1 protein-coding gene is annotated in these 651 nt (G+C 48.1%); it reads left to right on the forward strand.

What is annotated here, in order from left to right:
* Window positions 1-625: uracil-xanthine permease family protein (locus R7Z77_RS26150; RefSeq protein ID WP_318137152.1), on the forward strand; the 625-nt coding region annotated here is incomplete at its 5' end.
* Between the last annotated feature and the right edge of the window lie 26 nt (window positions 626-651).

Genomic DNA, 651 nt, shown 5'->3' on the forward strand with positions numbered 1-651 from the left:
GCCTGAGTTCAACATCAACGCGATTCTATTCATGATCCCAGTTGCAATCGCTCCTGCGGTAGAGCACGTGGGTGACATGTTGGCTATCTCAAATGTAACGGGTAAAAACTACCTGAAGAAACCAGGCCTACACCGCACTATCGCGGGTGACGGAATCGCGACAATTGCAGCATCAATGGTTGGTGCGCCGCCAAACACTACTTACAGTGAAGTAACAGGTGCGGTAATGCTGACCAAAGCTTTCAACCCTGTAATCATGACTTGGGCTGCCATTACCGCTATTGTTCTTGCGCTGGTAGGTAAGCTAGGTGCGATTCTGCAAACCATTCCTGTGCCAGTAATGGGCGGCATCATGATTCTTCTGTTCGGTTCTATCGCAACCGTCGGTTTGAATACGCTGATTAAAAACAACGTTGATCTACACAAGTCTCGTAACCTAGTGATCGTTGCAGTAACACTGGTATTTGGTATCGGTGGTATGGCTTTCGGTATCGGCGAGTTCAGCCTACAAGGTGTAAGCCTATGTGGTATCGTGGCAATCCTTCTTAACCTAGTGCTGCCACACGACCTTGGTGAAAACCACGTGGTTGATAACGCTCAAATGGAAGAAGAAAGCGCGAAGTAATTCAACTGTGCGACTTTTAAGTGGCG

It is taken from the genome of Vibrio sp. 1401 (genome assembly GCF_033340295.1).